Source organism: Sporosarcina psychrophila, assembly GCF_001590685.1.
Classification (GTDB): domain Bacteria; phylum Bacillota; class Bacilli; order Bacillales_A; family Planococcaceae; genus Sporosarcina; species Sporosarcina psychrophila.
In genome coordinates this window covers 4170795-4194907 of record NZ_CP014616.1, presented here as the reverse complement: position 1 = coordinate 4194907, position 24113 = coordinate 4170795, and the positions used below count along the sequence as shown (strand labels likewise).

Here is a 24113-nt window from a genome sequence, read left to right as displayed (position 1 = left end):
ACTGCAACTTTCCAATCGTAATTGCAAACCGAACAACGAAGAGTTCGGTTTGTATAATTCCTGTGCCCTTTGCAGGAATTATACAATAAATACCAACCAAATACCAAATAAGGTGGGAAACCCAATGAACTTTAAATTATCCGAAGAACACGAAATGATCCGTAAAATGGTCCGCGACTTTGCGGAAAATGAAGTTGCACCAACAGCAGCAGAACGTGATGAAGAAGAACGTTTCGACATGGATATCTTCAAAAAAATGGCGGACCTTGGCCTAACAGGTATTCCTTGGCCTGAAGAGTATGGCGGCATCGGCAGTGACTTTCTCGCATATTGTATCGCTGTAGAAGAACTGTCACGCGTTTGTGCTTCAACAGGCGTAACACTTTCTGCGCATACATCTCTAGCGGGATGGCCGGTATTTAATTACGGAACGGAAGAACAAAAACAACAATACCTTCGTCCAATGGCAGAAGGTACGAAAATGGGGGCATACGGTCTAACGGAGCCTAGTTCTGGTTCTGATGCAGGCGGCATGCGCACAACAGCGAAACGTGACGGCGATGACTACGTAATAAATGGTTCTAAGATTTTCATTACAAACGGCGGCATTGCGGACATCTACATCGTATTCGCAGTTACTGATCCAGATTCAAAACATAAAGGAACAAGTGCTTTTATCGTAGAAAAAGATTTCCCTGGCTTCTCTGTTGGGAAAAAAGAGCGTAAACTCGGCATTCGTTCATCGCCTACAACTGAAATCATGTTCGACAACTGTCGTGTACCAAAAGAAAATCTTCTTGGTGAAGAAGGGCAAGGCTTCATCATCGCTATGAAAACACTTGACGGCGGCCGTAACGGAATTGCTGCACAAGCAGTCGGGATTGCACAAGGGGCACTTGACGCAGCTGTTGACTATGCGAAAGAGCGCGTTCAATTCGGTAAACCTATCGCTGCAAACCAAGGCATCGGCTTTAAATTGGCAGATATGGCGACAGCAACGGAAGCTTCAAGATTGTTAACATACCAAGCTGCATGGCTCGAGTCGAATAATTTACCATATGGTCAAGCATCTGCAATGGCAAAACTAATGGCTGGAGATACAGCTATGAAAGTTACAACAGACGCTGTTCAGGTTTTCGGCGGTTATGGGTATACAAAAGATTATCCTGTTGAGCGTTATATGCGTGATGCGAAAATTACGCAGATCTACGAAGGAACGCAAGAAATTCAGCGTCTCGTTATCTCCCGAATGCTGACGAAATAAGCGGGGAGGTGTAGGAAAGTGAATAAACGAGAAGTGAAATCGTCTGTCAAAGATGAAAGTCTGATTGAAAAACGGCGTGAACAGATGATTCGTGGTGCGGTGAAACTTTTTAAAGAAAAGGGATTCCATCGCGCAACAACCCGCGAAATCGCGAAAGAAGCGGGATTTAGCATCGGAACGCTTTATGAATATATACGCACCAAGGAAGATGTACTCTATCTCGTTTGTGACAGTATTTATAACGAAGTGCATGACCGCCTTTCTGCCCTGCCTACCCAAGAAGGGACAGTGGATGGACTGCGAGTGGCCATTAATCAGTATTATCATTTGATTGACGATATGTCGGACGAATTTCTGGTCATGTACCAAGAATCAAAATCTCTACCGAAAGATGCACTGCAATATGTTCTGAAAAAAGAAATGGAAATGGTCGCTTTGTTCGAGAATCTTTTAGAAATGTGTGCAAAGTCGGGGGAACTGCGCATTTCAGAAGAAGAAGTCGGCATCGCGGCACATCATATCGTCGTACAAGGACAGATGTGGGCATTTCGCAGATGGGCATTGCATAGAAGTTATACGATAGAAACCTATATACGTGTTCAAACAGACCAACTTTTTAAAGGGTTAATTGGGTAAAACGTTCATTAATGCAAAGGGGTGTTCCACATATGGCAACAGTTGAGATTTATAAACCGAAACACCATATCCGGTTCGTTACAGCGTCGAGTCTTTTCGACGGGCATGACGCATCCATCAATATCATGCGTCGTATTATGCAAGCGAGCGGCGCAGAAGTAATTCACTTGGGGCATAATCGTTCAGTCGAGGAAGTTGTCAACGCGGCCATTCAGGAAGACGTTCAAGCAATTGCGATGTCCTCGTACCAAGGCGGGCATGTTGAATACTTTAAATATATGTATGACCTTCTTCAGGAAAAAGGGGCACCGCATATTCGCATTTACGCAGGTGGCGGCGGAGTTATCATCCCGAAGGAAATCAAAGAACTGCATGACTATGGTATTACATGGATTTTCTCTCCTGAAGATGGACGTAAAATGGGTCTTCAAGGGATGATTAATCGGATGTTGGAGCAATGTGATTACCTCACAGCGACTGACAATGAAATGGAAAACCTTGAAAAAATAACTGTCGACCAACCCGAAGTACTCGCGAATGTCATTACGTACGTGGAAGAAATGTACGGTCAGAATGATGCGCAAGCAGTTGCAGTTGTTGAAAAAGCACGTACACTTTCTAAAAATACACCGGTTCTTGGGATTACTGGAACAGGTGGAGCGGGGAAAAGTTCGCTTACTGACGAATTAATTCGCAGATTCCTCCACGAACTACCGGAAAAAAGAGTCGCAATCCTATCAATTGACCCAACGAAACAGAAAACAGGTGGGGCTTTACTTGGTGACCGTATTCGTATGAATGCCATCTTCAATAAGCGCGTATTCATGCGAAGTCTCGCAACACGTGGTTCGCGTACAGAGCTTTCTGGAGCGATTCGGGATGTGTTAGACATTGTAAAAACAGTTGGTTTCGACCTAATCGTTGTTGAAACAAGTGGAATCGGGCAAGGGGATGCTGAAATTACGGAAGTTTCCGATGCTTCGATGTATGTCATGACAAGCGAGTTCGGTGCGCCGACACAACTTGAAAAGATTGACATGATTGATTTCGCAGACCTAATTGTCATCAATAAATTCGAACGTAAAGGCTCTGAAGATGCATTGCGCCAAGTGCAAAAACAGTATCAACGCAGTCATCTTCTGTGGGATAAAGATCTCGATACAATGCCAGTGTATGGCACAATCGCAAGCCAATTCAACGACAAAGGGACGAATTCACTCTTTGCAGCACTCGTTTCCGTATTGAACGACAAATGCGGCCTCGACTGGGAAACATCTTACGGACAATTCGTCAAAACACAAAAACAAAACGTCATCATCCCGAACGACCGTCAGCAATATTTACGTGAAATCTCTGATACGGTCCGTGGGTACCATAAAAAATCTGAAGTGCAGGAAACGCTTGCACGCAAATTATTCCAGCTCGAAGGAGCCATTCAAACGGTCAACGAACAAGCGCCAGACGATGCGCTCGTGACTTCACTGCAATCACTTGCGGAAGGCATTAAAGAAGAATTGACGTCAGAGTCGAAACGTATCCTCGCAAACTGGGATAAATTGAAAGAAGCCTACGCGGGCGATGAATTCATCACAAAAGTTCGCGGTAAAGAACTGCGCACTGCTTTGACAACCACAAGTCTTTCAGGATTAAAAATCCCGAAAGTCGCGTTGCCGAAATTCAAAGATTACGGTGAAATTCTTCGCTGGGTTTATAAAGAAAACGTCCCGGGGTCCTATCCATATACAGCTGGCGTATTCCCATTCAAACGTGAAGGCGAAGATCCAAAACGTCAATTTGCCGGAGAAGGAACACCGGAACGGACGAATCGTCGTTTCCACTATTTATCGAAAGATGACGATGCGAAACGACTGTCAACGGCGTTCGACTCTGTGACATTATACGGAGAAGACCCGGATGAACGTCCAGATATTTACGGAAAAGTTGGGGAGTCTGGCGTCAGTATCTGTACGTTAGAAGATATGAAGAAACTGTACGAAGGTTTCGATCTGTGTGCACCGGCAACGTCTGTTTCCATGACTATTAACGGTCCAGCACCGATTATTCTTGCCATGTTTATGAATACAGCAATCGATCAACAAGTGCGCATCAACGAGGAAAAACTTGGGCGGGCACTAACTGTTGAAGAATTCATTGAAGTCAAAGAAGGAACGCTTCAAGCAGTTCGTGGAACAGTGCAAGCAGATATTCTGAAAGAAGACCAAGGACAGAATACATGTATCTTCTCAACAGAATTCGCGCTTCGCATGATGGGGGATATCCAGCAGTACTTCATCGATGAAAAAGTACGTAATTACTACTCGGTGTCGATTTCTGGCTACCATATTGCAGAAGCAGGCGCAAACCCGATTTCACAATTGGCATTCACACTATCAAATGGCTTCACATATGTAGAATATTATTTGAGCCGCGGTATGAATATCGATGATTTCGCTCCGAATTTATCGTTCTTCTTCTCGAATGGCCTTGATCCGGAATATACGGTTATCGGACGCGTTGCTCGCCGCATTTGGGCAGTCGCGATGCGTCAGAAATACGGCGCCAACGAACGTAGCCAAAAATTGAAGTACCATGTCCAAACATCAGGCCGCAGCTTGCACGCGCAGGAAATTGATTTTAACGATATCCGCACAACGCTGCAGGCGCTTATGGCATTGCAGGATAACTGTAACTCGCTCCATACGAATGCGTATGACGAAGCCATTACAACGCCAACGGAAGAATCAGTTCGTCGTGCGATGGCAATCCAAATGATTATTACAAATGAGCACGGCCTGTCGAAAAATGAAAATCCGCTTCAAGGCGCATTTATTGTCGATGAATTAACGGATCTCGTTGAAGAAATGGTCTTGCGCGAATTTGAAAGCTTAAATGACCGCGGCGGCGTGCTCGGTTCGATGGAAACACAATACCAACGCGGTAAAATCCAAGAAGAATCGATGCATTATGAAATGAAAAAGCATTCAGGTGAGTTGCCAATTATTGGCGTTAACACATACTTGAACCCGAATCCACCGTCGTCTGATGACGTCGATAACATGGAAATCGCGCGTGCCACACAAGACGAGAAAGAAACACAAATCCTCAACTTACGTGCATTCAAAAGCTTGCATGCCGATCAAACCGAAGAAGCCTTGAAGAAGCTGAAAGAAGTAGCTGTTTCAGGCGGTAACATCTTCCAAGAACTAATGGAAACGGTGAGAGTGGCAAGTTTGGGGCAAATTACCAACGCGTTATATGAAGTAGGCGGGCAGTATAGACGGAATATGTAATTAAGGAACGCAGCCTAAAAGCGCGACGTCCTGTCGCAATTGCTGGATGACCCACATCCAGCGGACGCGAGCGTCTGGGCGCTGGAGCCGGACAATTAGGGATGGCAGTCTAAAAGTGCAACTGCATGACCTACTTCCTGTAGGCCACGAATCCGTGCAAACTTCGGTTTAGCACGGATTTTCCTTTTTTAGTGTGTAGTACCGACCGCTGTCATAATGCGTTTTACTCCATGCTGCCGGGGATTGCCCCATCTATGTAAATCGGGCGAGAGGCATCCCCAAGCGCCATAGCGGTATTGAATGAAATCACTATGTCCATTATTCCCCTGGAAAGTGTTTGGTATGTACTTTTCTTTTATATGGATATTGCTTGTAATTTTCACGTATAATAGAGAGAATGACTGGAAGGGGTGCGGGCGTGAAACTATATATACATATATTGATCATAGCCACCCTTGCCACCCTCTTTTTTCTGCTATATGATAAAGGATTAGGTGCTATCCCTTTTTTACTTTCTGGGGCTTATTTGGGGTTTATTTGTGTGACAGAACTTCGACACTCCAAAAAGAATAAAAGAATGTAGCATATTTTGGACTGTATTGTTTATAATGATAAGTATGTTTGTGTTTATAGAAAGGACGTGCGTTAATTGAACATCCGTGAAATGACGAAAGAACAACTGATAGAAGAATCGATGATTGATATCGCATATGCGGTTTTGGCGGAAAGAAAAGAACCGCTAACATTGCTTCAGCTGATGGACGCAATCCGTAAACTGAATGGCATAACTGAACGAGTTATGAGAACAAAATTACAACAATTCTATACAGACATGAACATTGACGGGAGATTCCTTGCTATCAACGACAACCGTTGGGGATTGCGCGAATGGTATCCGGTTGATCAAATCGAAGTAGAAACAGCTCCAGTCGTAAAAGTACGCAAGAAGAAAAAGAAAAAAGCGTTGCTTGAAGACGACGACATCATTGAAGACGAGGATGACGAGGATGAGTTGTTCGATGAAGAATTCGATGAACTAATCGATGACGATGAAGACGACGACGATGACGACGACGAGGAAGAAGAAGACGTTGTCGAGATCGAAGTAGATCTTATTGATCCAGACGACGAGCTTGAAATCATCCCTGATGATGCAGAGCTTGAACTTGATGAAGAAGACGAAGAAGAGGAAGATGAAGACGAGGATGAAATCAAGGAATAATTACTTGACTTCACACGTCCGACACTATAACATTTTGACTGGGCTCCTTAAATGGACATGAATCAGTGTATATGCGCTCCTCCTGTAGATACTGTCTACAGACGGGGCGCTTTTTATTGTTTTAACATTATTCCGCAGAACTCCAAACCCCTGCTGAATAATGTTAAAGCCTCCGGCGGATGTCACAGATTTTGATGGGAATGAATTGAGTAGACTCACGGCCTGCTTGATGCAGGTTGGTTAGCTGTTGTCGCAAGGAAACGACGCATTTACGCTAACTTCCTTACTTGATCTGTACGCAATTACGTCAAGGTGAATTTGATTTAACTAGAACGAACCAGACGAATGGAGGAGTAAAACATGACAAAGTATATTTTCGTAACCGGTGGCGTTGTCTCATCACTAGGTAAAGGTATCAACGCAGCATCACTTGGACGACTATTAAAATCTCGAGGACTTCAGGTGACAATCCAAAAATTCGATCCATACATTAACCTTGACCCAAGAATGATGAGTCCTTTACAGCATGGTGAGGTCTTCGTTACAGAAGATGGGGCAGAAACGGATCTAGACCTAGGTCATTATGAACGTTTTATTGACATCAAATTGAACAAGTATTCGAACGTAACGATGGGGAAAGTATATTCATCTGTCCTACAAAAAGAACGTCGCGGTGAATACAATGGAGCAACTGTCCAAGTCATCCCTCATATTACAAATGAAATCAAAAGCCTGATCAAACGTGCTGGAAAAGAAACGAACGCAGACGTCGTCATTACAGAAATTGGTGGCAGTGTCGGCGATATCGAATCCCTTCCTTATCTAGAAGCACTTCGTCAGATGAAAACGGATCTTGGGAAAAGTGACGTTATGTATATTCATAACACCCTTATTCCTTACTTGCATGCAGCCGGTGAAATGAAGACAAAACCTACACAGCATAGTGTTAAGGAACTTCGGAGTCTCGGAATTCAGCCAAATATGATTGTTGTACGAAGCGAATATCCAGTACCGCAAGAAATGAAAGATAAGATTGCTTTGTTCTGTAATATCAAACCAGAAGAAGTCATCGAAGCACTTGACGCGGAAACGCTATACGAAGTACCGCTTAGATTGCATGAACAGAATATGGATCAAATCGTAGTAGATTTCCTTGAACTTGAGACGAAACAACCTGATATGACAGAAATAAAAGAACTAGTAACACTTGTGAAATCCCTTTCGAAAAAAGTTCGTATCGGACTTGTCGGGAAGTATGTTGAAATGCAGGATGCATATATTTCAGCGGTTGAAGCACTTCGCCACGCAGGTTACGGTTTCGACACAGAAATTGAAATAAAATGGATCAATTCGGAAGATGTAACAGCACAGAGTGCAGCTGAATTATTATCGGATGTCGACGGAATCCTCGTTCCAGCTGGTTTTGGAAAACGTGGTATAGATGGTAAAATTGAAGCAATTACTTATGCCCGTATAAATGGCATCCCGTTTTTCGGTATCGGCCTTGGCATGCAATTAGCTGCAGTCGAATACGCACGCAATGTTATGGGAATCGAAAACGCTCATTCAGTTGAATTTGATAAAGATACGGAAAATCAAATTATTGAGAGTCCTCCTGAAAGTAATGGTAATCCAGAAAGTTACTTCAGACTTGGCGCTTACCCATGTAAATTAAAAGAAGGAACGAAAGCGCGTGCTGCTTACGGCGAAGAGTTGATTTACGAACGTCACCGTAATCGCTATGAATTTAATAATGAATACCGCGAGCAATTCGAAGCTGCAGGTATGAGGATTTCTGGTATAAGCCCGAATGAACAACTCGTGGAAATCATAGAATTAGAAGGTCACCCATTCTTTGTCGGTGTCTCGTTCCACCCAGAATTCGCATCACGCCCAACACGCCCACAACCGCTATTCCGCGAGTTCTTAGGAGCGATAATCGCTGGAAAAGAATAACGTTTCGGTTGCAACCTGTTGGACTAGCCATATATAGCGCGCGACCGATCATATATGCCGCTCAACCGAGCATATCGGGCATCTAACTGATCGTATATATCATGAACCGAGCATATCCATCGTCTACCGATCATATGTATTGGTCAACCGAGCATATCCGCCGTCTACCCGATCATATATATCATGAACCCGAGCATATCGGGCATCTAACCGATCATATATCAGGTACCCGAGCATATCCGGCATCTACCCGATCATATCCACCGGCTGCCCGATCATATATATCAGTACCCGAGCATAACCGCCGTCTATCCGATCATATGTATCGGTCAACCGAGCATATCGGGCATCTACCCGATCATATATGTCAGGACCCGATCATATCCACCGGCTGCCCGATCATATATATCAGTACCCGAGCATAACCGCTGTCTATCCGATCATATGTATCGGTCAACCGAGCATATCGGGCATCTACCCGATCATATATGTCAGGACCTGAGCATATCCGTCGCTCGACCAATCATATCGGTCACGCAACCAATCATATCCACCAATCACTAACTAAAAAAGCTGCACATAAACGGGGAATTCCCGCTTATGTGCAGCTTTTACTTGTTTTTAATCCTTGTCTAAAATCATTTCATCATAGGCAATCTTCACAGCTTCATAAACAAACAACGCACTGAGCGCATGCGGCTGAACAATCCGTTCGCCGTCGTCACCTGGTAATAAACCGCGCGTAAGCCCGGTCGATATATATGTATAGGATAATTCTGCAAGTTCATTGCTGCTGCCCGGTTTTTCAGCGGCGAGCGCGGCAAAAGGAATGAATCGTCCAGCAAGTTGCTGTGCAAGTTCCAATGCAGGCCTATCCGTCGCAGCCCGAGTTAATAGCCAAATCCGGTCGGCTGCTGTAATGTCCATCCCGAACTCATAACGAACGGCACCGCTAAGTGGTTCGATACTGTGAAAGGCGGTTGCAGTAACTGCCTCCATTTCACCGAATCCCGCAATAATAGCACGACCTTCCCCAATTGTTGCCTGTGCGAGAAGACGGGCTGTTTCTTCAATAGACTCTTCACCATTTCCGGCGATACGCTGAAGAAGTCCGCTGATTTGTGTCGTCAACATTTTCAAAATTACCACCTCCACCTAATTATAGGAAAAGGAGCATGGAAAGCAAAGGACAAAGTTTTGTCAAAAAAAGAAGGGTATCTGTGACATTTGTCAAATAAGTAGGTATAACAACATGGGATTGCAGAAAGAGGGAATGGAGATTGAAAAGTCTTTTAATTGTGGATGATCAAAAGGGGATACGACTTTTGTTGGATGAAGTATTCCGCCGGGAAGGGTTTAAAACAACCCTCGCAGCAAATGGATTAGAAGCGCTCCAAGCGGTGGAACAAGAAGTACCAGGCTGTGTCCTGCTTGATATGAAAATGCCAGGCATAGATGGATTAGAGGTTTTAAAAAGATTAAAAATTGGCTAGCCAGAGATACCAGTCATCATGATGACTGCGTACGGTGAAATTGAATTAACAGAAGATGCATTGAAAACTGGGGCTATGAAATATTTTACTAAGCCGTTTGATATTTATGAAGTCCGTGATGCGGTGAACGCAATGTTTGAAAACTGACAAAGCAGGCAGTGGTAAACACTGGCTGTTTTTGTTATGATATTGGTGGTATACAATAATCACACTATTCTTTTCAAGATCCTAAGGAGGAATTCGCATGGCACTTGTCTCCATGAAAGAAATGATGATCAAAGGGAAAAAAGAAGGGTACGCAATAGGTCAGTTTAATATAAACAACCTTGAATATACGCAAGCGATTTTACTAGCGGCACAAGAAGAACAATCTCCTGTTATCCTTGGGGTATCCGAAGGTGCAGCACGTTATATGGGCGGTTTCACAACGGTAGTCCACATGGTGAAAGGTCTTATGCACGATTATAAAATTACAGTTCCTGTTGCAATTCATTTGGATCACGGTTCAAGCTTCGAAAAATGTAAAGAAGCGATTGAAGCAGGTTTCACTTCCGTTATGATCGACGCTTCATCAAAACCACTTGCAGAAAATATTGAAATTACGAAAAGTGTAGTTGATTATGCGCATGAACGGGGAGTTTCTGTAGAAGCAGAACTTGGGGTCGTTGGAGGCCAGGAAGACGATATTATTGCTGAAGGCGTCATTTATGCGAACCCTGCAGAATGTAAAGAGCTTGTGGACAAAACAGGAATCGACTGTCTTGCACCTGCATTAGGATCAGTCCACGGACCATATAAAGGCGAGCCAAACCTTGGTTTCAAGGAAATGGAAGAAATCTCAAGTCAATCTGACCTACCGCTTGTCCTTCATGGCGGAACAGGTATTCCGATAAAAGATATCCAAAAATCTATTTCATTCGGAACGGCTAAAATTAACGTCAATACAGAAAACCAAATACAAGGAACAAAAGCTGTACGTGAAACACTTGCGGCAGACGCTGAAGCCTATGATCCACGTAAATTCTTGACGCCAATGCGCGATGCCATCAAAGTAACGGTTATTGGTAAAATGCGCGAATTCGGTAGTTCACAAAAAGCTTAATTATATTTAGTTAACAGAAAGAGGAGAAACATCAATGGTGATGTATTCTCCTTCTTTTAAGAGTTTTTCGGAGCTCTTCATAAAGTTTTTACTATAGAGTATTCATTCATTATAAGGGGGATTTTATTCATGAAGTTTTTCATTGATACAGCTAATTTTGAAGAAATCAAAGAAGCGCATACTTGGGGCATACTATCAGGAGTTACAACAAATCCTTCACTTGTTGCGAAAGAAGATGTACCTTTTCATGATAGGTTGCGAGAAATTGCAGCACTTGTCCCTGGTTCAGTCAGTGCAGAAGTCATCGCACTTGATGCTGAAGGCATGATCAAAGAAGGACGAGTATTGGCGGAAATTGCTCCAAATATTACGGTGAAATTGCCAATGACACCTGAAGGATTGAAAGCTTGTGCGGTCTTTTCACAGGAAGGCATCAAAACAAACGTAACACTTATCTTCAGTGCAAATCAGGCACTTCTTGCAGCACGTGCAGGAGCGACATATGTTTCCCCATTCCTCGGCAGACTCGATGACATTGGACAAGATGGCATGGCGTTGGTCTCTACAATTGCAGATATCTTCTCAATCCACAATATCAAAACAGAAATTATTGCTGCATCCATCCGCAGCCCACAGCATATTACAGACGCAGCGCTTAGTGGTGCAGATATTGCAACGACACCTTTCAACGTGTTGACGCAGCTATTCAAGCACCCACTTACGGATAAAGGAATCGAAGCATTTCTTGCGGACTGGGAAACTAGAAAGAACAAGTAAGGCATCAAAGGAGAGTCATATGGACGTTTATAAAATAACAGGCGGCAAACCATTACGAGGTTCAATTAAAGTGAGTGGCGCTAAAAACAGTGCAGTTGCACTTATCCCTGCTTCTATTCTGGCTGATTCCCTAGTTACAATCGAAGGACTGCCAGAAATTTCGGATGTCGTTACCCTTCAGGCGCTACTGGAAGATATCGGTGGGAAAGTTGAATTTAATAAAGGAACGATGACGATTGATCCAACAGAAATGATGTCGATGCCACTTCCGAACGGTAACGTGAAGAAGCTTCGTGCATCCTACTATATGATGGGCGCGATGCTTGGAAGATTCAAGCACGCGGTCATCGGCTTGCCAGGTGGTTGTCATCTGGGGCCACGACCAATAGATCAACATATCAAAGGTTTCGAAGCGCTCGGCGCGAAAGTAACCAACGAACACGGTGCCATCTATTTGCGTGCGGAAGAATTACGCGGTGCAAAAATCTATTTAGACGTCATCAGTGTTGGTGCAACAATTAATATCATGCTCGCAGCAGTTCTCGCAAAGGGTCGTACGACAATTGAGAATGCAGCGAAGGAACCTGAAATCATTGACGTCGCTACACTGTTGTCCAATATGGGTGCGAAAATTAAGGGCGCAGGAACGAATGTCATTCGTATAGATGGCGTGGAAAAACTTCACGGCACAAAACATACAATTATACCTGATCGAATTGAGGCAGGTACTTTTATGATTATGGCCGCAGCAGCGGGCGATGGCGTTACAATTGACAATGTCATACCGTTCCATGTTGAGGCGCTCACGGCGAAGCTTCGTGAAATGGGTGTGGATATTGTTGAAGGAGAAGAACAAATCTTCATTCCAAAGTCGAGAAATCTGCAAGCCGTCGATGTGAAAACACTTGTATATCCAGGTTTTCCAACGGATCTCCAACAGCCATTTTCTGTGTTACTATCGCAAGCAGCTGGACCTTCCGTCATTACGGATACAGTTTACTCGGCTAGATTTAAGCATATCGACGAGCTCACAAGAATGAATGCTGATGCGCGAGTTGAAGGACGGTCGGCGATTCTAGCTGGACCGACGCCGCTTCAGGCGGCAACAGTACGCGCATCCGACCTTCGCGCAGGGGCCGCGCTCGTTATTGCGGGACTCATTGCCGACGGAGTGACGGAAGTACAAGAAATTCAGCACATCGAGCGCGGGTATAGCTCCCTTATCGAAAAACTTCAGGGAATTGGAGCGGATATCCGCAAAGTATCGATTTCGAAAGAAGCAATCGTGGGCGAATGAACGACCCAGCACCAGAAAAAATTATGCTATAATTAGTCAGAGTGGCAAAACTTACGGGATTTAACCGTATACCAGGAGGCACACAAATGGAACGCAGTTTATCGATGGAATTAGTTCGTGTTACAGAAGCAGCAGCAGTATCAGCTTCACGCTGGATGGGACGCGGCTTGAAAAATGAGGCGGATGACGCTGCAACAACAGCAATGCGTACAGTATTCGATACTATTCCGATGCAAGGGATTGTCGTAATTGGTGAAGGGGAAATGGACGAAGCACCGATGCTTTATATTGGTGAAAAGCTAGGGACTGGAATTGGTCCTGAAGTGGACGTCGCTGTTGACCCGCTTGAAGGAACAAATATTGTCGCAGCAGGCGGCTGGAACGCACTTGCAGTTCTAGCTATTGCGGATAAAGGCAATCTTTTGAATGCACCAGATATGTATATGAACAAAATCGCTGTTGGCCCTGAAGCGGTTGGTAAAATCGATATCGATGCATCCGTAACTGAAAACCTTATGGCTGTTGCTAAGGCTAAAAATAAAAACATTGGTGACATTGTTGCAACTGTTCTTAACAGGGAACGTCACGCTGCTATCATCGAAGAAATTCGGGCTTCAGGCGCACGCATTAAGCTTATCAATGATGGTGACGTTGCAGCAGCCATCAATACTGCTTTTGATGAAACCGGAGTAGACATTTTATTCGGACTTGGCGGAGCACCAGAAGGTGTTATTGCTGCAGTTGGATTGAAATGCCTTGGCGGCGAAATTCAGGGTAGACTGGTTCCGTCAAATGATGCAGAACGTGAACGTTGTATCAAGATGGGAATCGACGTCGACAAAGTGCTTTACATGGACGACCTTGTCAAAGGGGACGACGCCATATTCGCTGCAACTGGCGTAACAGATGGAGAACTTCTTCGTGGCGTGCAATTTAAAGGCGGTTACTGTGAAACACATTCATTAGTCATGCGTTCGAAATCCGGCACAATTCGTTTTGTTGAAGGCCGTCACAGCATGGAGAAAAAACCTCTGCTTGTCATGCAAGACTGATATAGCTCATCGCCCGGTCATAAACCGGGCATCTTCGCTTGCATAGGAAGTACCTGTATATACCCAGGAGGTCCTCGTCTGAAGTGGACCTTCAGGATATATTCATTATGATATACCTTCCTAGATTAACCTCAAAAATTCAACCCATTAACCTAAAGAGTGGTGCCAAAAGATGACAGTGCTAACAATATCAGCGTTGGAGAATATGATCTTAAAAGAGTTATATGCCCATGCAAAAGAATATAAAATTGCTTATTACAGCAAGTTGACGAAAAGGGAACTTATTTTTGCTATATTGAAATCGAGGGCGGAACAGGAAGGCTTCTTCTTCATGGAAGGTGTTCTTGAAATTATTCAATCCGAGGGCTACGGCTTCCTTCGTCCAATCAACTACTCACCAAGTTCAGAAGATATTTATATATCCGCTTCACAAATCCGACGTTTCGATCTTCGAAACGGTGATAAAGTAAGTGGGAAAGTTCGGCCGCCAAAAGAATCGGAACGCTATTACGGTCTTCTACAAGTAGAAGCTGTCAATGGAGAAGATCCAGAAGTAGCACGTGAACGCGTGCATTTTCCGGCACTAACACCTCTTTATCCAGACCGTCATATCAAACTTGAAACGGATCCATTAAAGCTATCGACACGTATTATGGATCTTATCTCGCCGGTTGGTTTCGGTCAGCGTGGACTCATTGCCGCTCCGCCAAAAGCAGGGAAAACATTGTTGTTGAAGGAAATTGCGAATTCAATTACAATGAATCATCCTGACGCGGAACTGATTGTCCTTCTGATTGATGAAAGACCAGAAGAAGTGACTGATATCGAACGCTCCGTTAAGGCTGATGTCGTCAGCTCAACATTCGATGAGTTACCAGAAAACCACGTCAAAGTGGCGGAACTTGTATTAGAACGGGCGATGCGACTTGTAGAGCATAAGCGGGATGTAATCATTCTTATGGATTCCATCACACGACTTGCGCGCGCGTATAACCTTGTTATTCCATCAAGTGGACGCACACTGTCAGGTGGTATCGATCCAGCTGCATTCCATCGTCCAAAACGATTTTTCGGGGCAGCACGTAATCTTGAAGAAGGCGGTAGCTTGACCATTCTTGCGACGGCTTTGATCGACACAGGTTCACGCATGGATGAAGTCATCTATGAAGAATTCAAAGGGACAGGCAATATGGAATTGCATCTTGACCGCAATCTTGCGGAACGACGGATCTTCCCAGCGCTCGACATACGCCGCTCAGGTACACGGAAAGAAGAATTGCTTATTCCAGCTGACCAGCTTGAAAAGCTATGGGCGATTCGTAAAACATTTTCCGATTCGCATGACTTTACAGAACGTTTCATGAAGAAATTGCGTCTCACAAAAACAAATGAAGAGTTCTTCGATAAATTAAATGACGAAATGAAAGCCCACCGTAATGGTAAAGGGTTGCTATAATCAAAAGCCCATGGTGACTGCTTTGCCTAAGTAAACTAAGCGAAGGCGCCTTACAAGGGGGAGCCGAAGCCCTAAGACTTGCGGCGAAGCTGCTTGACTTAGGGCGGGAGGCATCCCCGAGCGCCGTAGCGAATTTAGTGGAATTCTTTAGTACAGCATATGTCGTAGCAAATAAAATAGTTGCATCTACAAAAAAAACTTGTTATAATATTTTAGGTAACTTAAATAATATCTGCGTGCATATACGGTTGACGAATACGGACCGTGTAAGGCATCAGTCTTATAATACAACTCTGTTCCAGATGGTTCAGGGCGAAAGGAGAGAGATTGATGAAAGCAGCAATTCACCCAGCTTATAAAGTAGCAACTGTTACTTGTTCATGTGGTAACACATTTGAAACAGGTTCTGTAAGAGAGGACATCCGAATTGAAGTTTGTTCGGAATGCCACCCATTCTACACTGGACGCCAGAAATTTGCTCAAGCGGACGGACGTGTCGACCGCTTCAACAAAAAATATGGTCTCAAAGAAGAAGGCCGCGAAGAAGAAGGCTAAGAGTAAGATTTTCACAATACCCGTCAGGTGCACATGCGCCGGGCGGGTATTTCTTTTTGGAGAAAAATGTGACTAACACATTTAGGTCTGAAATAAAAGACGTTAAATGCAACTGATTTTAGGGTATGATAGATAATCTAATGATATGAAAATAAATAATTATATAGAGGCAACTGGAAGGAGATTCACCATGTACGTAACAATGCAAGGCGGTTGGATTGAGGTCATTTGCGGTAGTATGTTTTCAGGGAAATCCGAGGAATTGATTCGCCGAATAAGACGGTCGCAGTTCGCTAAACAAAAAATTGCGGTATTCAAACCGGAAATCGATGATCGTTTTAGTGAAGAAGCCGTCGTCAGCCATAATGGGACAACTGTTATCGCGAATCCGATTGCCAGCTCAAACCATATTGAGCAGTTTGTCACCGAAGATTATGACGTAATCGCAATCGATGAAGCTCAATTCTTCGACGAGGGTATCGTTGACGTCGTGATGGAATTGGCCAATCGTGGATTCCGAGTAATCGTTGCTGGACTTGACCAAGATTTCCGCGGCGAACCATTCGGGCCGATGCCACGTCTAATGGCTGTGGCTGAACACGTTACCAAATTACAGGCTGTCTGCACAGTGTGTGGCTCGCCCTCTAGCCGGACGCAGCGTCTCATTAACGGCACGCCTGCGGGCTACGATGATCCCATTATTCTAGTTGGCGCTTCAGAAGCGTACGAACCAAGATGTCGCAAGCACCACGAAGTACCAAAAGGCGTAACAGCTGCAGCAACTGTAAAAGGATAACAGCAATCAAGCCCGTCCGGCAGAAGAGGGCGGGTTTTTTAGTGTGAAAGGGTGCGGGTGTTGGTGTTTCTTTGGAGTGTTGTCTAGTTTTTCTGTAACGTTACGAATTTCGTGCGAAGCGTTGCTTACATTCACCGAAACGTTGCGAACTTCACGCACAACGTCAGCATCAGTGAAATAATTGTATTTACCAAGAGATTTCCCGTACAATAAACGTACAAAACAGTCCTGAAAATGAGGTGTCCACAATGTTTGAAAGGTTACAAGCAGTAGAAGACCGATATGATCATTTGAATGAAATGCTCAGTGATCCCGCGGTAGTAAGTGACATGACGAAACTCCGGGAGTACTCGATAGAACAATCCGGCTTACAGGAAAAAGTTGAAGTCTATCGTGACTATAAACATGCAAAAGCTGAACTTAAAAGCGCTAAAGAAATGTTGAACGAATCTCTCGACGATGAAATGAAAGAACTTGTCAAAATGGAAGTTTCCGAACTGGAAGACCAAATCGAATCATTCGAAGGAAAGTTAAAGTTATTGCTCGTGCCAAAAGATCCGAATGATAACAAGAACGTTATTATGGAAATCCGGGGCGCAGCAGGTGGCGATGAAGCGGCATTATTTGCCGGTAGCTTATTCCGCATGTACAGCCGTTTCGCGGAAATGAACCATTGGAAAGTCGAAGTGTTGGATTCGTCTCCGACAGAACTCGGTGGCTTTAAAGAAATTATTTTCTTGATTAATGGAACGGGTGCTTATTCAAAATTGAAATATGAAAACGGAGCGCACCGTGTACAGCGGGTCCCGGAAACTGAATCCGGTGGGCGTACACATACATCGACAGCAACTGTCGCATGCCTTCCTGAAGCAGAAGAAGTTGAAATTGTTATTCATGAAAAAGACATTCGGACGGATACATTTGCATCATCCGGTCCTGGAGGTCAGTCGGTCAACACAACAATGTCCGCCGTTCGGTTGACGCATCTTCCAACAGGCATCACTGTGTCGATTCAAGATGAGAAATCGCAAATCAAAAATAAAGAAAAAGCGATGAAAGTATTACGGGCACGCGTTTCTGATAAATTCACACGTGAAATCCAAGATGAGTACGATGAAAAAAGGAAATCAGCAGTTGGTACAGGCGACCGTTCTGAGCGGATTCGCACATACAACTTCCCACAAAATCGGGTAACTGATCACCGTATCGGCCTGACGATCCAGAAACTTGATCAGATTATTGAAGGTAAACTCGATGAAGTTATCGACGCACTTATTATGGAAGAACAGGCATATCGGCTAGAAAGTTTGGATCGTAATGACTGAAAAAATCTATGAAGCTCTTCAGCGGGCTTCTTCTTTATTGGAACAACAAGGCATTGAACCACATGCTGCACAGCTCCTTATGGAATTTGTCACACAAAAGTCTAGGGCTTCTTTATTTGCAGATGTACAGGAACAACTTACAGGCGAACAACACAAGGACTTTTGGGATAAAACCGACGAACTGCTCGAAGGAAGACCCGTACAATATGTAATTGGTGAAGAAGGTTTCTACGGCTACACCTTCAAAGTGGATGAAAATGTTCTTATCCCGCGTCCAGAAACAGAAGAGCTCGTTTACGGCGCGCTTGAACGAAGCCAGAAACTCTTCGCCACTAAAAAAATTACCGTTGCAGATATCGGAACAGGTAGCGGTGCAATCGCAGTTTCATTCAAAAAAGAATGGTCCGAAGCTCTCGTTACTGCAACGGACATCAGTGAAGGTGCGCTTGCAATCGCGAAGCATAACGCAAAAGCAAATGACGCCGACGTGACTTTCCTGCAAGGCGATCTTACTGAACCGATTGCGAAGGACAAATGGGATGTCGTGTTATCCAACCCGCCCTATATCGCACATGATGAAGCGACTTTAATGTCAGGTACAGTCCTCGATCACGAACCGCATAATGCATTATTTGCGGATGAAGATGGACTTTACTTTTATCGAAAACTTGCTGAAACATTGCCGCCACTTATGAACAAGCCCTCCCTCGTCGCAGTCGAAATCGGTTACCTTCAGGGACCAGATGTGCATAAGTTATTCACAGAGGCATTTCCGCAGGCTTTAGTTGAAACAGTAAAAGATATTAACGGCAAAGATCGAATGATATTTTGCGAGACTCGTGAATAAATCCCCCTTACTCTGGCAACAATGCAGAGTAGGAGGGGATAAAGATGTTAACAGACTACGAGATTATCAGAAAGAAAACTATAGTTCAAAAATTGGTGCCTTATATTGAATTTATTATCCTGCTTATCATTATTCAGGCCTTCATAGCGGTATTCCTAACGGCGACGGAAGAGGATGATGCTATCCGTTTCAGATTGCTTGCCCACTCAGATACGCCCGCAGATCAGCAGATTAAAATAGGGATTCAACGTGAAATACAGCCGCTAATCGAAAACGCGGTTAATAAGTCACATTCGAAACAAGAACTTGGGGATAACTTGGTCGCACTAGAAAGTGAAATCCTTCAAATTGCTAACGCCATGTCAAACGGTGCTACCATTTCACTTGAACGAAAAGAAGCATTATTTCCACCGAAGCGGTCGGGTCTATTTATTAGCCCACAAGCAACATATGATGCCTATATTTTGACAATTGGTAGTGGACGTGGGGATAACTGGTGGTGTGCAATGTTCCCGAAAATCTGTTTCCCGGATAAGAAAGAGGAAGAAGAGGAAAAAGTCACTTTTTTCGTCTGGGAGTGGATAAAAGGGCTATTCGCATAAAGTTACCAACAAAGTTTGTGGATAAAGTGATTAAAATGTGTATAAGTGGGGGATTAGCTCATGGAAACAAAAGTTTTTTCAGTGGATAACTTTATGGATAACGAAAGAAACTATAAACAGGCTGTGGATATTTTAAAAAGTGGCGGTGTCGTCGCGTTTCCTACGGAGACAGTATACGGTTTAGGCGCACTTGCAACTGATGAGTTAGCGGTACAAAAAATATTCGAAGCAAAAGGCAGACCTTCCGACAACCCACTCATCGTACATATTGGTAATAAAGGACAAGTCTTCAATTATGCGACGGATATTTCCGCAGATGCAGAAAAGCTGATGGATACGTTTTGGCCTGGTCCATTGACGCTTGTCTTTCACAAAATACCAGGCGTCATCGCCCCGAACGTAACACCCGGCGTTGAGACCGTGGGCGTACGAATGCCGGATCATCCGGTTGCATTAGGACTTCTACGCGCACTTGGTGAACCGCTTGCAGCACCGAGTGCTAATCAAAGCGGTAAACCGAGCCCAACTGAAGCGGCTCATGTACATAAAGATCTTGATGGGCTCATTCCACTCATTCTTGACGGGGGACAAACTGGTGTTGGCGTGGAGTCAACCGTATTGGATATGACGACCATTCCGCCCACTATTTTACGGCCAGGGGGGACAACGCAAGAAATGATTGAGAGCATCGTTGGTCCTGTAAATTCTGAAACAAAGTCGCCTGGTGAACAAGCACCACGTTCCCCAGGTATGAAGTATTTGCACTATGCACCGGAAGCTCCTCTTTATGTCATTAATTACGACGTGGATAAAATTTGTGCAGCTATTGATAAGCTTCATGTTGAAGGCAAGAAGGTCGCGCTGATTGGGCCAGATGAATTGGGTATTTCAGGCGCTGATTGGTACTTTGCAATTGGTGTGGCAGGTAATAATGAAGCAATGGCGACAAATTTATACGGAGCGCTCCGTAAGTGTGATTTGACGGAAGCGGATCTTATTCTAGCTGTTGAAACGGACTTGGCTGGAGTTGGCGCCGCTGTCATGAACAGATTAATGAAAGCGGCCGAAGGAAAACACTTTATGAACTGAAGCTAATACGAATGACCTCCTCAAATGCCGCATAAGATGAACCGATGCGGTATTCGGGGAGGTTTTATTTTGGCGGAATTATTTGCGGCTGGCATTACGACCTTAGATGTTTTAGTCATTTATTCATTCCTGCAAGTAAATAAAGGGAAACTTACGTTAGCGCTTTGGACGTCATTTCTTAATATGGCTTTCCCGTTCCTTGGATTCGTTACTGGGGAGTTATCCGCACATATATTTACAGTGTGGAGCAGTATATTATCAGGCGTAATGCTTGGGTTGATAGGTATACATATGTTGTTACAAAGTGATACACCGAGCTCTTCATCGAAACAAGTTTCTCCTTTTATCATTGCATTCGCCGTAAGTATCGACGCTTTTTCAGTGAGTGTTTCATTTGGTATGCTCCAAATGGATAAAGTTCTATTTATCGTGGCATCGGGAGCGTTTACTTTTATTTTTTCCTGTGCAGCGCTCTTATTAAAAGGACGTCTTGGCCTTAAAAATGGGGAAGCACTAAGACTAATTGCAGGATTCGCTTTAATAATAATAGGAGTATTGTCATGTTTTCGTTGAAATTTGATGTTTCTTTATTCGCAAAACTCGGCTATTCTAAAGAGAGAGGGTGAAAATAATGAATATATATTTGATTTGCACCGGAAACACGTGTAGAAGCCCGATGGCAGAGGCAATTCTTCGTTCCAGAGGGATTGAGAATGTGTCAGTTCGTTCAGCGGGTGTTCTCGCACAAGATGGCTGGCCGATTTCTCTGAACGCGAAAACGCTTATCGAAGAAGCGGACATGCTTTACACGCCCGTTTCAAGAGCTGTTTCAAGTGAGGATTTGAAGTGGGCTGATGTTGTTTTAACAATGACAGAAGGGCACAAAGCAAATCTCATTTACTCTCACCCAGAAGTAAAATACAAAACATTTACACTAAAAGGATTTGTGAAACCGGATTCAACTGGAGATGTGTATGACCCGTACGGAGGCGATATCGATACATATCGGCATGTATTCAATGAGTTGTCGGGAATTATCGATGTGCTTGAACAGAAATTGATGGAGGAATCGTGATGAGAGAAAAAAGGGGAAAAAAGTTTGGATTAAAGAGAAAGCTTATTCTATTTATAACAATACTTGCGATTGTCACTTACACAACGAGTGCCTTATTTATTAATGTCGTACAACCACAATTTTTTCCGAAATTTGAACCGTTCTGGTTTGCAGTGATGACATATGGAATGGGAATATTTTGGTCGGGCGTGTTAGCGGCACTCTTCAGTACGATTTTAACGAAACCATTACAAAATCTTGAGAAAGCGGCTAACAAAGTCGCAGATGGCGAAATCGGAACGGATATTGTACTGCCGAACTCGTCTGATGAAATCCGCTCAGTGGCGGAAGCGTTTCAGCATATGGTCCTTAATTTGCGTACGATAGTTGGGCAAATTGAGACGAATTATGAAAAGACGGCCACTACAGTTGATAGCTTATCTGCTGAAACCGGAGCCGCTGCGAGACAGGCGGATGCAGTAGCATCTACGATCAAGGAAATAGCCTCGGGCGCAGAGGAATCGGCGATCGCCATCCAAGAAACAGCGGAAGCGATTGAAGATGTTCGGTTATTGGCTGTTGAAGTGAGCAGCAGGGCTGAAGATTCGTCTGAACGCTCAAAAGAGATGCTTGAGGAACTTGTACGAACGACAGAGGTATTCCGTATGCTTGTCGATGGCATCCGAAATATGTCTTCACAAAGTGAACTATCACTTGGCACAATTAGGCAACTAGATCATAATGCACAAAAAATCGGTGAAATCGTCCAGCTTGTCGGTAACATTGCGGCACAGACAAATTTATTGGCGCTGAATGCATCCATCGAGGCGGCGCGTGCAGGTGAACATGGTAAAGGATTTGCGGTAGTTGCAGAAGAAGTGCGTGTACTCGCCGATGAAAGCGCCAAAGCAGTACAGGGAATTTCTAATCTTGTAGTAACTATTCAAACCGATGTTACAAAAGTCGTGAAGGAAATGGAAGAACAAGTGAAGACGGCGGCGACCGAAGCAGACCGTGCCAATGAAACGAGTGAAAATGTCGAAGCAATGGCGTCTAAAGTGAACGGCATGGCAGATTCCGTCGTAGAAATCACGAAATTTGTCGAACTTCAGCTGACAAATATAGAGACAACCGCACGCCAATCACAGGAAGTCGCAGCAATTGCGGAACAAACATCCGCTGGTGCGCTTGAAGTCGGAGCGGCAACAGAGGAACAAGTTCAATCAATTGAACAGGCAGATGCGATGGCGAGTGAACTGAAGAGCCAATCCGAAGATCTATATAATGTCATTAGCCAGTTCGACATAACGAAAAGTGGAAGCAGCCGTTAAGACTCGACAGGCATAAGGCGGAAAGGATGGCAGTCTAAGGTCGCGACGTCCTGTCGCAATGACTGCATGACCTGCAGGATGCAGGCCCGAGTGGCGTCCTTTGCCACATAGCTGAGCCGCCTTATGACCCGAACGTCTGACTGCTGTAACTAGGACATAACGAAAAGCGGAAGCAACCGTTAAGACGTGACGTCCTGTCGTAATATGGGGGATGAAGTTCGATCCTTCCCCACTGAATCCTGTAGGTTAGGGAGTCAGACAATAAGAAAATTCGATTTACAGCCCAATTTTCATTAGGGCTGTGTTTTTTTTGCCGAAAAATGATAGAATGAGTTGTGAGTATATTATGAAAAGAGGGATCCTGTGAAAATCGCGATTTCTTCAGACCATGGCGGAAACAATCTTCGTCAGGAAATTATCAAGTTATTAGCAGAGTTAGGATTGGAATTTGTAGATCTTGGTCCGGATTCGAATGAGGCAGTTGACTTTCCGGACTATGCGACACCCGTCGCAAATGGAGTAGCATCGGGAGATTTCGACCGAGGCATTCTTATTTGTGGAACAGGGATTGGCATGTCTATTGCAGCAAATAAAGTAAAAGGTATCCGCTGTGCGCTTGTTCATGACGTCTTCAGTGCGAAAGCCACAAGGCAGCATAACGACTCAAACATCCTTGCGATGGGAGAACGTGTCATCGGACCAGGTCATGCAAGGGAAGTAGTTGCAGCTTGGTTAAACACGCAATTCGAAGGCGGACGCCATGAGCGCCGCATCGGCAAGCTCATGGAACTGGAAAACTAAATTTAAAGGAAGGCAGTCGTTGCGACATCGTGTCGCAACGACTGCATGACCCACTTCGTGTGGGCCAAAGCGCCTGTTTAGCCCCGAAAAGCGCTGGAAGTCTTGACGACAAAGGCGTCCTATGCCTTTTCGGCAAGACTGAAGCGACCCGAGGGGCTAGGCGCTGGA

At 44.3% G+C, this 24113-nt stretch carries 21 protein-coding genes and 1 pseudogene; 21 read left to right on the top strand and 1 reads right to left on the bottom strand.

The features are described 5' to 3' along the window. Positions 1-124 precede the first annotated feature (124 nt). The 5 genes from AZE41_RS19610 (at position 125) to AZE41_RS19590 (ending at position 8368) form a co-directional block, all read left to right on the top strand. Positions 125-1264, top strand: a complete 1140-nt coding sequence (locus AZE41_RS19610) for an acyl-CoA dehydrogenase (protein WP_067213186.1) — start codon at positions 125-127, stop codon at positions 1262-1264. A gap of 84 nt (positions 1265-1348) precedes the next feature. After that, positions 1349-1900, top strand: coding sequence for a TetR/AcrR family transcriptional regulator (locus tag AZE41_RS19605; RefSeq protein ID WP_082786850.1), 552 nt, complete (start codon positions 1349-1351; stop codon positions 1898-1900). Positions 1901-1932: 32 nt separating this feature from the next. Next, a complete protein-coding gene (gene icmF / locus AZE41_RS19600; protein ID WP_067213180.1) occupies positions 1933-5190 on the top strand; it encodes a fused isobutyryl-CoA mutase/GTPase IcmF in 3258 nt (1085 codons plus the stop codon). A 649-nt stretch (positions 5191-5839) separates the two neighbouring features. Further along, a complete protein-coding gene (gene rpoE / locus AZE41_RS19595) occupies positions 5840-6412 on the top strand; it encodes a DNA-directed RNA polymerase subunit delta (RefSeq protein ID WP_082786741.1) in 573 nt (190 codons plus the stop codon). A 360-nt stretch (positions 6413-6772) separates the two neighbouring features. Then, complete coding sequence (locus AZE41_RS19590) at positions 6773-8368, top strand: CTP synthase (protein ID WP_067213177.1); 1596 nt, start codon at positions 6773-6775, stop codon at positions 8366-8368. A gap of 621 nt (positions 8369-8989) precedes the next feature. Here AZE41_RS19590 and AZE41_RS19585 read toward each other — a convergent pair. Then, positions 8990-9502, bottom strand: a complete 513-nt coding sequence (locus AZE41_RS19585) for a DUF2529 family protein (RefSeq protein WP_335339526.1) — start codon at positions 9500-9502, stop codon at positions 8990-8992. Between the two features lie 146 nt (positions 9503-9648). On the opposite strand from AZE41_RS19585, the pseudogene AZE41_RS19580 reads away from it, so the two are divergent. The 16 genes and pseudogenes from AZE41_RS19580 to rpiB all read left to right on the top strand — a co-directional run bounded on the left by AZE41_RS19580 (position 9649) and on the right by rpiB (position 23945). Further along, positions 9649-10008: pseudogene (locus tag AZE41_RS19580) on the top strand (response regulator). A gap of 97 nt (positions 10009-10105) precedes the next feature. Beyond that, positions 10106-10963, top strand: coding sequence for a class II fructose-bisphosphate aldolase (locus AZE41_RS19575; protein ID WP_067213174.1), 858 nt, complete (start codon positions 10106-10108; stop codon positions 10961-10963). A 129-nt stretch (positions 10964-11092) separates the two neighbouring features. Next, positions 11093-11740, top strand: a complete 648-nt coding sequence (gene fsa, locus AZE41_RS19570; protein WP_067213173.1) for a fructose-6-phosphate aldolase — start codon at positions 11093-11095, stop codon at positions 11738-11740. A gap of 19 nt (positions 11741-11759) precedes the next feature. Then, positions 11760-13037 carry a UDP-N-acetylglucosamine 1-carboxyvinyltransferase gene (locus AZE41_RS19565; RefSeq protein ID WP_067213170.1) on the top strand — a complete coding sequence of 426 codons (1278 nt, stop codon included), beginning with the start codon at positions 11760-11762 and terminating at the stop codon, positions 13035-13037. An 86-nt stretch (positions 13038-13123) separates the two neighbouring features. Next, a complete protein-coding gene (glpX, locus tag AZE41_RS19560; protein WP_067213167.1) occupies positions 13124-14089 on the top strand; it encodes a class II fructose-bisphosphatase in 966 nt (321 codons plus the stop codon). A 172-nt stretch (positions 14090-14261) separates the two neighbouring features. Then, the gene (rho, locus tag AZE41_RS19555) at positions 14262-15545 is read left to right on the top strand and encodes a transcription termination factor Rho (protein ID WP_067213165.1); all 1284 of its coding nucleotides are present in this window, start codon (positions 14262-14264) and stop codon (positions 15543-15545) included. A gap of 330 nt (positions 15546-15875) precedes the next feature. Next, a complete protein-coding gene (gene rpmE / locus AZE41_RS19550) occupies positions 15876-16100 on the top strand; it encodes a 50S ribosomal protein L31 (protein ID WP_067213163.1) in 225 nt (74 codons plus the stop codon). Between the two features lie 190 nt (positions 16101-16290). Then, entirely contained in the window at positions 16291-16896 is a 606-nt protein-coding gene (locus tag AZE41_RS19545) for a thymidine kinase (protein WP_067213160.1), read from the top strand. Positions 16897-17144: 248 nt separating this feature from the next. Further along, positions 17145-18221: a peptide chain release factor 1 gene (gene prfA / locus AZE41_RS19540; RefSeq protein ID WP_067213157.1), complete on the top strand. Its 1077-nt coding sequence runs from the start codon at positions 17145-17147 to the stop codon at positions 18219-18221. Continuing rightward, the gene (prmC, locus tag AZE41_RS19535) at positions 18214-19068 is read left to right on the top strand and encodes a peptide chain release factor N(5)-glutamine methyltransferase (protein WP_067213155.1); all 855 of its coding nucleotides are present in this window, start codon (positions 18214-18216) and stop codon (positions 19066-19068) included. The genes prfA and prmC overlap by 8 nt, the downstream gene beginning before the upstream one ends. Before the next feature lie 44 nt (positions 19069-19112). Beyond that, positions 19113-19670, top strand: a complete 558-nt coding sequence (locus tag AZE41_RS19530) for a stage II sporulation protein R (protein ID WP_067213153.1) — start codon at positions 19113-19115, stop codon at positions 19668-19670. A gap of 60 nt (positions 19671-19730) precedes the next feature. Further along, positions 19731-20759, top strand: a complete 1029-nt coding sequence (locus AZE41_RS19525; RefSeq protein WP_067213150.1) for an L-threonylcarbamoyladenylate synthase — start codon at positions 19731-19733, stop codon at positions 20757-20759. Positions 20760-20828: 69 nt separating this feature from the next. Beyond that, positions 20829-21332 carry a manganese efflux pump MntP gene (locus tag AZE41_RS19520; RefSeq protein WP_067213147.1) on the top strand — a complete coding sequence of 168 codons (504 nt, stop codon included), beginning with the start codon at positions 20829-20831 and terminating at the stop codon, positions 21330-21332. Positions 21333-21390: 58 nt separating this feature from the next. Next, the gene (locus AZE41_RS19515; RefSeq protein WP_067213145.1) at positions 21391-21834 is read left to right on the top strand and encodes a low molecular weight protein arginine phosphatase; all 444 of its coding nucleotides are present in this window, start codon (positions 21391-21393) and stop codon (positions 21832-21834) included. Continuing rightward, positions 21834-23144, top strand: a complete 1311-nt coding sequence (locus AZE41_RS19510; RefSeq protein WP_067213143.1) for a methyl-accepting chemotaxis protein — start codon at positions 21834-21836, stop codon at positions 23142-23144. The genes AZE41_RS19515 and AZE41_RS19510 overlap by 1 nt, the downstream gene beginning before the upstream one ends. A gap of 363 nt (positions 23145-23507) precedes the next feature. After that, complete coding sequence (gene rpiB, locus AZE41_RS19505) at positions 23508-23945, top strand: ribose 5-phosphate isomerase B (RefSeq protein ID WP_067213140.1); 438 nt, start codon at positions 23508-23510, stop codon at positions 23943-23945. The last annotated feature ends 168 nt before the right edge of the window (positions 23946-24113 follow it).